This is a genomic window from Nonomuraea cypriaca, from assembly GCF_015645445.1.
GTDB lineage: Bacteria > Actinomycetota > Actinomycetes > Streptosporangiales > Streptosporangiaceae > Nonomuraea > Nonomuraea cypriaca.
The window spans coordinates 1-8,138 of the sequence record NZ_JADOGI010000347.1 but is presented as its reverse complement, the minus strand read 5'-3'; the positions used below and the strand labels follow the sequence as shown (position 1 = coordinate 8,138).

Sequence of the window (8,138 nt, the reverse complement as noted above, 5' to 3'; positions counted from 1 at the left end):
GGGCTGGGGCTGCTCCTGCGCCTGCGCCTGCTCCTGCTCCTGCGCGTGTGTGGCGTCGGTCCACTGGTCGCCGTCCCACCAGCGGAGCTGAGGGTCTCCGTAGGGGTCCGGGTACCAGCCCGCGGGGGTCTGCGTGGTCATATTCGCCAGGTTAGTAAGAACCGCTTTGTTATGCATTGCTGGGCGGTCCTCAGCACTTGTACGTGAAACTGGCCTTGTCCGTACGTGAGGGGCCTGGCGACAGCACTCTCAGGGTGGCCGTCGCCTTGACGTTGCTCTTGCCCTGGAGCGACCAGCGCAGCGGCACCGTGTAGGTCGTCTTGTCCGACTCGGTGCGCAGGGTCCCTGTGACGACTTCCTCGTCCAGATTCCGGCGCCATTCGTAGGTGATCTCGCCGGGTGCCCCGTTGGTGACGACCGTACCCGTGATCAGGACCTTGCTGTCGCAGCCCTGCGTCTTCTTCGGCGCTGCCACGTCGATCGACCTGACCGCCAGCTCCGGTGCGTCGCCCAGCCTGAACCACGCCAGGATCGCCCCCGCCATGACGACCGCGAACACGGCCGCGGCGAGGATCGTCCGCCGCCGCTGCCTCCGCGCCGCCTTGGCCCGCCGGCCGGCAGAGCGCTGCGCGGCCGGGCCGTCGTCGCGCCCGGAGCGCCAGATCCGCTCGGCGGTCGTCTCCGGCCGCTGTAACTGCGTGCCGACCCCCGACCCGAACCGCACCGGCCCCGTGGAACGGCCGGGGACGTGCAGCAACGTGACGATGTCGCCCTCATCCCTGGGCGTGACGGGCATCTGCGGGTACGGCGGCGCCTGCGCGAACGCCGACCTGCCGCGTGCCGCCTGCGCCAGCCGCTCCCGGCTGATCACGCCACCGGGCAACGCCGCCCGCTCGCCGATCAGCAGGTCACGCGCGGCGGCCAGCCCCAGGGTGCCGGCCATGTTGGCGGCCCGCTCGAACAGCTCACCCGCGCGCGGGAGGTGGCCGAAGGCGGTGGCGAGGCCGCGGGCCAGTGCGGCCCAGCCGGCGGCGTCGCGCTCGGGTGGGGAGACGCGGCCGCGGATGGCGTCGGACAGGCCGCGTTCCGACAGCAGGGCGGCGCCCTCGGCCGTGATCACCACGGTGCCCGGGTGCACGGAGCCGTGCGTCACCCCGGCGGCGTGCACCGCCACCAGGGTCTGAGCCGTCTCCACCAGGACGGACGCCGCGCCGCCCGGGTCGATCGGACCGCCCGCGAGCAGGTCGGCCACGGTGGGGCTGACCGCCTGCGCGGTGAGCAGCCACACCTGGTCGCCGGCCGCTACCACGTCCGCCACCGGGATCAGCCCGGTCAGCCCGCCCAGCACGAGCCGCTGGTCGGTCATGACCGTCTGGACCACGCGGTCGCGTACGCCGGGCAGACCGATGATCTTCGGATCGAACAGCAGCGCCCCGGCCCTGCGGCCGTCGGGCGAGATCGCGTCGATCCAGTTGCCGAGTTCGGTCATCCAGGTGTGTTCGGTGAGCCGGAATCCGGCGATACCGCTTGCAGGGTTGTTCATCGCCGTTGCCCCCCGGCTCGCGTCTAGCGCTTCCTTCTGTGGCGTCCCGCCATACGACGCTTCACCGCAAGTGTGACCGGAACCGCGCCGGACGTCACCAGCCCCAACGCCACCAGTGCGGACTGTGCCTCGCTCACGCGGTCGAGCCGCCGCGGGTCCCCGGTCGGCTGCCCGGCCGGCTCCCGGGTCTGCTCCCCGGTCGGCTCGCCGTCGCCTCCTCCGTCCGTCCCGCCGTCGTCCGTCGGCTCCGGCGACGACGACTGGGTCGGCGAGGTCGTCGACCGGGTGGGCCTGCTGGTGGTGGGCGCCGGGGCAGGGGAGGACGAGGACGGACGGACGCCTTCCGCGGTCTCGTTGATCCGGCCGGTCAGCCGGGGCTCGGACGAGGCCGTGGGGGTCGGGTTCCTGGTCCTGGCGGGCGTCGTCCTGACCCGGGTCGGCGTCGGCCTGGGCGACCGCGTCTGGCGCGGCCGGGTACGCGTCGGCCGTACGGGTGGCGGCGCCTCGCTCACCGTGGCGGTCGGCTCCGGCGACGGGGTGGTCTCCGCCGGCGTCAGGCTCTCCTCCACCTCCGGCGACGTCTCCACCGGCTCAGGCGTGGCGGGGACGCCGGTGGTCGGCGTGACCTGGCCCGCCCCCGCCTGCAGGACCGGCTCGTCGGACGGCGAGGTGAGGACCACGATCGCGGCGACCAGCACGCCCACGGCGGTGACGCCGATGGCGATCTTGACGGGCACCTTGGAGATCAGGCGAGACGGTCCGCCGAAGCGGGTCTCGGCGAGTGAGGTCGACACCTCCGCGGGGTCGTCCAGCGGGCTCGGGAAGAGCAGGACCAGCAGACCGGCCAGCGCGGCCAGGCGGCGGCGCCCGCGCTCCTCCCAGTCCTCGCCGTAGCCTTCTGCCGCGACGGCCTCCAGTTCGGTCAGGAACGCCTCCGCCGACGGCGGCCGCCCGGCCGGGTCCTTGGCCAGTCCACGCTCGACCAGGGCGCGCAGCTGCGCGGGCACCTCCTCCACCGGGGGCGGCGCGGTCTGGTGCTGGTGGGCCAGCGCGGCGATGTTGGGCGCGCGGTAGGGGCGGGCGCCGGTCAGGCACTCGAAGAACACGACGGTGGCCGCGTACACGTCGGTGGCGGGTCCCGCGGGCGTGCCCGACCACTGCTCTGGCGCCATGTACGGCGGCGTGCCGGCGGCGCTCGCGTCCTCACCCGCCCGGACCGCGATGCCGAAGTCGACGAGCTTGCTGGTGCCGTCGCCCCGCACCATGACGTTCTCGGGCTTGAAGTCCCGGTGCACGACGCCGATCGCGTGCGCGGCGGCCAGACCCTTGAGCGAGCCCTTGAGCACCGTGAGCGCCGCCTCGGGCCCGGTCGGCCCCTCGGACCTGAGTATCTCGCGTAAGGAGACGCCGTTGACCAGCTCCATGATGATCGCCGCGCCCTGCCCGGTCTCGACGTAGTCGATCAGGCGGGTGTGGTACGGGCTCTGCAGCGTGGCCAGCAGCCTGGCCTCGTGCCGGAACCGGGCGACGAAGCCCACGTCGGATCTCAGCTCGTCACTGAGATATTTGACGGCCACTTCCACGCCGTCGTGGTCGCGCCTGGCCAGGACCACCCGGCCTGCCGCTCCGGAACCGAGCTCGCGAACCTCGGTGTATCCGGGGACCCCCCACTGCCCATCACCGTACATACACGGTCTCCTCTGGAGTCGAATGGGCCCCCACCCTCATCGGACGGTCCGTAGCTTAACCAGAGGGAACCGCTTTCCCGCTACCGATATCCTCAGAAATACGAATTACCAGGTCAGCCGATCGGGTCGGGCGCCGGACTCCTGATGATCTCCGGCTTCTCCTCCGACGTGTTGGGTTTCGGGGTCCTGGTGACCTCCGGAGCGTTGGGCCTGGGCGTCTTGGTGATCTCCGGCGTGTCTGGTCTGGGGGTCTTGGTGACCTCCGGGGTCTTGGTGGCCTCCGGCTCCTCCTCAGCCGGGCAGGCCCGTGTTCTGCCGCTCGCGCTGTCGCGCCCGTTGCCCGCCGCCGGGCTGGTGGCGGCGGTCACCGACCAGCGCGTGCCGCAGGGCAGCTTGAGCGCGGCGCGCAGGGTCCGCGTGTACGACGTCTCGCCGGAAAGCGTGACCGACTGCGTCCGCGTGACCCGGCCGGCGGAGAACGTGACGTCGAGCCGTACCGGCCGGGTGTTCTCCGTCCGGACCGCGACGGTCGCGGTCAGCCCGGCCTCGCCGGCGGCGGCCCGGAGCACCGACACCTGGCGTACCTCCGCGGGGCAGCGCACCGTGGTCCGCGCGGTGGCCGTCCTGTCGCCGGCCCGCACCACCACCGACAGCGTCGCGCCGCAGGGGCGGGACCTGAAGGCGTGGGTGAACCGCTGGGTGTAGGAGGTCTCGCCGGACAGGTTCGCGGTGCGGGTCGCGGCCGTGTCGCCGTTCACCGCGAAGGCGGCCTGGACCGGGATCTCGCCGGTGCCGGTCGCGGTGACCCGGACGCGGGCGGTCGCGGTGCGTCCGTCGTCGGGCAGGTCGAGGCCGACGCGCAGCCCGGTCACCCGCGTGGCGCAGGGCGGCACGGGCGACGAGGCCGACCTGGCGCCGCCGGGGGCGGCCGGGGACGTGGTGACGGTCAGGGTGACCGTCCTGCCGCAGGGGCGCTCGCCGATGGACCAGGTGAGCGTGCGGGTGTAGGTCGTGGAGCCGGAGAGCCGTACTCGCTGGGTGTGGCCGTTCGTGCCGGGGGCCGTCCAGGCGGCCGAGGCGGTCACGGGGGCGGTGCCGCCGGTGCGCAGGGTGACGGTGCCCCGGGCGACGCCGTCCGCGCCGACCGTCAGGCCGCCCACGGTCACGCCGAGCACCGGCGTGGCCGGCGACGGGGTGTCGGCGGGGGGTTCCGCCGGAGCGCCGGTGGGGTCCGTGGCGGGCTCTGTGGTGGGCTCTGTGGTGGGCCCTGTGGTGGGCTCTGTCTCCGCGGGTGTGCCGGACTGGTTCTGGCGCGGCGTCCGGGTGGCCCTGGGCGTCGTCGCGGGCTTGGTGGTCGCGGGCCTGGTGGTTGTGGGTCCGGTGGTGGTGGGTCCGGTGGTGGTGGGCTCGGTGGTCGTGGGAGGTGGCGGGAGGAGGCCGGTCGGGTTCTCCGCCGGCACGACCGCCTCGGGCGACGACTGCGGGCCGGTCTCCGGCGTGCTCTCCGGTGCGCCTTCCTGGGTGCTCCCCGGGCTCGTCGGGGGACCCGAGGTGAGCTCGGTGGGGGGCACGGCCGCCGCCGCGCCGATCGTCTCGGCGGGCGGCCGTTCCCTGTTGGTCAGTACGACCACCACCGCCACGGTCACCGCCACGGCCAGGACGCCGGTGGCCGCCACGCGCACGGTGTTCGAGCGCAGCCCACGGAACACCGTCCTCGCCAGCGACGTGCTCACCTCGGGGACCGGCGGCTCCGGCGTGGGCAGCAGCAGCGCGAGCAGGGCCACCAGCGCCGCCAGCCGCCGTCTGCCCCGCTCCTCCCAGTCCTCCCCGTACGCCGCCCTGGCCGTCGACTCCAGCTCCGCCACGAACGCCTGCGCGCTCGGCGGCCGCCGCCCCGGATCCTTGGCCAGCCCGCGCAGGACCAGCCGCCGCACCGGCTCGGGCGCGTCGTGGACCGGCACGGGGGCGTGGAGGTGCTGGTAGCCGAGCACGCTCGGCTCGGTCGACCGGTACGGCCGGTGCCCGGTCAGGCACTCGAAGAAGACGGCGGTGGCGGCGTACACGTCGGTCGCGGGGGAGGCGGGCTGCCCCGACCACAACTCGGGCGCCATGTAGGGCGGCGTGCCCTCAGCCTGCCCGGCCGTGCCCTGGCGCACCGCGATGCCGAAGTCGACGAGCTTGCTGATGCCGTCGTCCCTGACGATCACGTTCTCCGGCTTGTAGTCCCTGTGCACCAGGCCGGCGGTGTGCGCCCGCGCCAGGCCCAGCAGCGAGCCCTTCAGCACGACCAGCGCCGCCTCCGGCTCGGTCGTGCCGTTCTCGCGCAGGAGCGCGCGCAGCGAGACACCGTTGACCAGCTCCATCACGATGGCCGCGCCGTCGGCGTCCTGGACGTACTCCCAGATCGTGGCGATGTTCGGGTCGCGCAGCGTGGTCAGCAGCCGCGCCTCCGACTGGAACCTGGCCAGCGCGGCGGGATCGCGCCGTAACCTCCCGGACAGATACTTGATCGCGACCTTGACGCCGGTCTCGTCATGTACGGCCAGCACCACCCGCCCGCTGGCGCCCGTTCCGAGCTGCTTGACTTCGGTGTAACCCGGAGCACTCCACTCCATATGCCTCTCCCATCAGGAGCCGGCCCACCTGATGAGACGCGCGATCAAGGAGTCGGGTTGGCCTGCATTCATGGAACTACTCCCGGCCGAGGATGTGAACAGGCGTATCGATACCTTCTGGGAGTACCGGATCCGGCTCCGGTTCGCCCCACGAGGTGACCAGCGGCAGCACCCCGGCCCACACCGGCAGCGCGTAGTCCTCCTCCTCGTCCTTGGGCGCCCCGCGGCGGATCTTGACCGACGCCTCCTCCAGTGACAGCGCCAGCACGGCCGTGGCGGCCAGTTCCTTGCGTGACGGCTGCCTGGCGTAGTCCCACTGGCCTGGCGCGAGCTGTTCGGTCAGCGCCCGCAGGCCGATCAGCCGCTCCTCGGGGTCCGTCACGAGCGCGGCCCGCCCGTAGATGATCGCCGAGCGGTAGTTGACGGAGTGGTTGAAGATCGAGCGGGCCAGCACGACGCCGTCGAGATGCGTGACCGTGACGCACACCTCGGCGCCGTCGGCGGCGCGCAACGACCTGGCGCCGGTGGAGCCGTGCAGGTAGAGGGTGTCGCCGACGCGCCCGTAGCCGGTGGGCACCACCATCGGATGGCCGTTCACGATCACGCCCAGATGGCAGATCAGCCCGGTGTCGAGCACCTCGTGGAGATCGTTCCTGTCGGTGCTGCCGCGGTCCTTCTCGCGGCCGAGCGTGGTGCGCTGCGTCGTGGAGAGCATGATTCGACCGTAACGACGAAGTGGACCTATTCTGTAGGGCCACTACCAGCCCCTTCATAGGGACCACTTCCATGCGCACCCATGCTGACCTGCCCGTATCCCTGTCGCGGGAGTCGGCCGCCCCGCTCACCGGGCAGCTCGCCGACTGGCTGCGCCGTGCGATGCTCGACGGCACGCTGGCGCCGGGGGAGCGGCTGCCGTCCACGCGGGCCCTGGCGGCCCAGCTCGCGGTGAGCCGTACGGTGGTCACGGAGGCGTACCAGCAGCTCTACGCGGAGGGGTGGCTGGACGGGCGGCACGGCTCGGGGACGTTCGTGGCCGACATGGAGGCGCCCACGCCGCCGCGCGAGACCTCCTACGTCCCGGCCCCGCCACCGCCGCCCGCCGAGTGGATCGACCTCACGCCGGGCGAGCCCTGGGTGCGCGACTACGACCGGGCGGCGTGGAAGCGCGCCTGGCGCAAGGCCGCCGACCTGCCGCCTGGCGACTCGCCCGACCCGTACGGCCTGCCCCGCCTCAGGGAGCTGCTCGCCGACCACCTCAGAAGGGCCAGGGGCATGGCCGTCGGCCCGGAGAACATCCTGGTCACCAGGGGCACCGGCAACGGTCTCGACCTGTGCGCGCTGACGCTGCTCGGAGCGGGCGCCCGCGCCGGCGTCGAGGACCCGGGCTACCACGTGGCGCGCACGGTGTTCGCGGCCAGGGGCGCCGAGGTCGTGCCGTGCCCGGTGGACGAGGACGGCGTGATCGTCGACGGCCTCCCCGGCGACCTGCGCGTGCTCTACACGACCCCCGCCCACCAGTACCCACTGGGCGGCCGGTTGCCGATCCCCCGCAGGGAGCGGCTGCTGGCCTGGGCGAGGAGCACCGGCGCGACGATCGTGGAGGACGACTACGACGCCGAGTTCCGCTACGACGTCGCCCCGCTGCCGGCGCTCTACGGCCTCGACCCCTCCCGGGTGGTGCTCCTCGGCACGCTCTCCAAGAGCCTCTCGCCCGACGTCGGCGTCGGCTGGCTCGTGGGCGACCCCGCGCTGCTCGGCAGGATCGCCCGGGTCAGGCGGTCGGTGGCCGACCGCACCAGCGGCCCGGTGCAGCAGGCCGTGGCCACCCTCCTGGACCGCGGCGACCTCGACAGGCACCTGCGCAGGATGCGCCTGGAGTACGCCCGCCGCCGCGCCGTGGTCGTCGAGCTCCTCGGGCCGCTCTGCCGCCTGCGCGGTGACACGGCCGGCCTGCACGTGCTGGCCGAGCTGCCGGCGGCGGTGGTGCCCGCCGTCGTGGAGCAGGCCAGGGAACGCGGCGTCCTGCTCGACGACGTCGGACGCCACCACCACGGCCGCGAGCGCCTGCACGGCCTCGTGATCGGCTACGGCTCCGCCTCGCTCACGGAGGTGCGGCGCGGCTGCCGGATCCTGGCCGGCCTGATCCGGGTGAGCGGCAGGTCAGAAGGGACCCGTCGCGGGGGGCTCCAACCGGCGCAGGACCGGAAGGGCCCGGCTGGCGTAGACCGGGTCGACAGGGAGGATGTGCCTGGCCCACCAGCGGGCGGGGCCCGGGTGGGGTGACGCCTCGGC

The 8,138-nt window shown here is 73.5% G+C and carries 6 protein-coding genes; 1 reads left to right on the top strand and 5 read right to left on the bottom strand.

Going from position 1 to position 8,138, the window contains the following annotated elements; all coding sequences use genetic code 11:
• From ITP53_RS61575 to ITP53_RS51825, 5 genes are all read right to left on the bottom strand, one after another.
• A partial coding sequence (locus ITP53_RS61575) for a DUF2510 domain-containing protein (RefSeq protein ID WP_195902869.1) occupies positions 1–141 on the bottom strand: 141 nt, incomplete at its 3' end.
• 49 nt (positions 142–190) lie between these two features.
• The gene (locus tag ITP53_RS51840; protein WP_195902868.1) at positions 191–1,543 is read right to left on the bottom strand and encodes a protein kinase family protein; all 1,353 of its coding nucleotides are present in this window, start codon (positions 1,541–1,543) and stop codon (positions 191–193) included.
• Positions 1,544–1,566: 23 nt separating this feature from the next.
• Positions 1,567–3,231: a serine/threonine protein kinase gene (locus ITP53_RS51835; RefSeq protein WP_195902867.1), complete on the bottom strand. Its 1,665-nt coding sequence runs from the start codon at positions 3,229–3,231 to the stop codon at positions 1,567–1,569.
• 113 nt (positions 3,232–3,344) lie between these two features.
• On the bottom strand, positions 3,345–5,846 hold the full coding sequence (locus tag ITP53_RS59895; RefSeq protein WP_207757632.1) for a serine/threonine-protein kinase: 2,502 nt from the start codon (positions 5,844–5,846) through the stop codon (positions 3,345–3,347).
• Positions 5,847–5,922: 76 nt separating this feature from the next.
• Positions 5,923–6,561 (bottom strand): pyridoxamine 5'-phosphate oxidase family protein, encoded by a 639-nt coding sequence (locus ITP53_RS51825; RefSeq protein ID WP_195902866.1) that lies wholly within the window; start codon positions 6,559–6,561, stop codon positions 5,923–5,925.
• A gap of 71 nt (positions 6,562–6,632) precedes the next feature.
• On the opposite strand from ITP53_RS51825, the gene pdxR reads away from it, so the two are divergent.
• On the top strand, positions 6,633–8,129 hold the full coding sequence (gene pdxR, locus ITP53_RS51820) for a MocR-like pyridoxine biosynthesis transcription factor PdxR (protein ID WP_195902865.1): 1,497 nt from the start codon (positions 6,633–6,635) through the stop codon (positions 8,127–8,129).
• Positions 8,130–8,138: the final 9 nt, after the last annotated feature.

Coding starts and splice junctions, on each gene's coding strand:
- ITP53_RS51840 (WP_195902868.1), bottom strand. CDS start 1,543: ATGAACAACCCTGCAAGCGGTATCGCCGGATTCCGGCTCACCGAACAC.
- ITP53_RS51835 (WP_195902867.1), bottom strand. CDS start 3,231: ATGTACGGTGATGGGCAGTGGGGGGTCCCCGGATACACCGAGGTTCGC.
- pdxR (WP_195902865.1), top strand. CDS start 6,633: ATGCGCACCCATGCTGACCTGCCCGTATCCCTGTCGCGGGAGTCGGCC.
- ITP53_RS51825 (WP_195902866.1), bottom strand. CDS start 6,561: ATGCTCTCCACGACGCAGCGCACCACGCTCGGCCGCGAGAAGGACCGC.
- ITP53_RS59895 (WP_207757632.1), bottom strand. CDS start 5,846: ATGGAGTGGAGTGCTCCGGGTTACACCGAAGTCAAGCAGCTCGGAACG.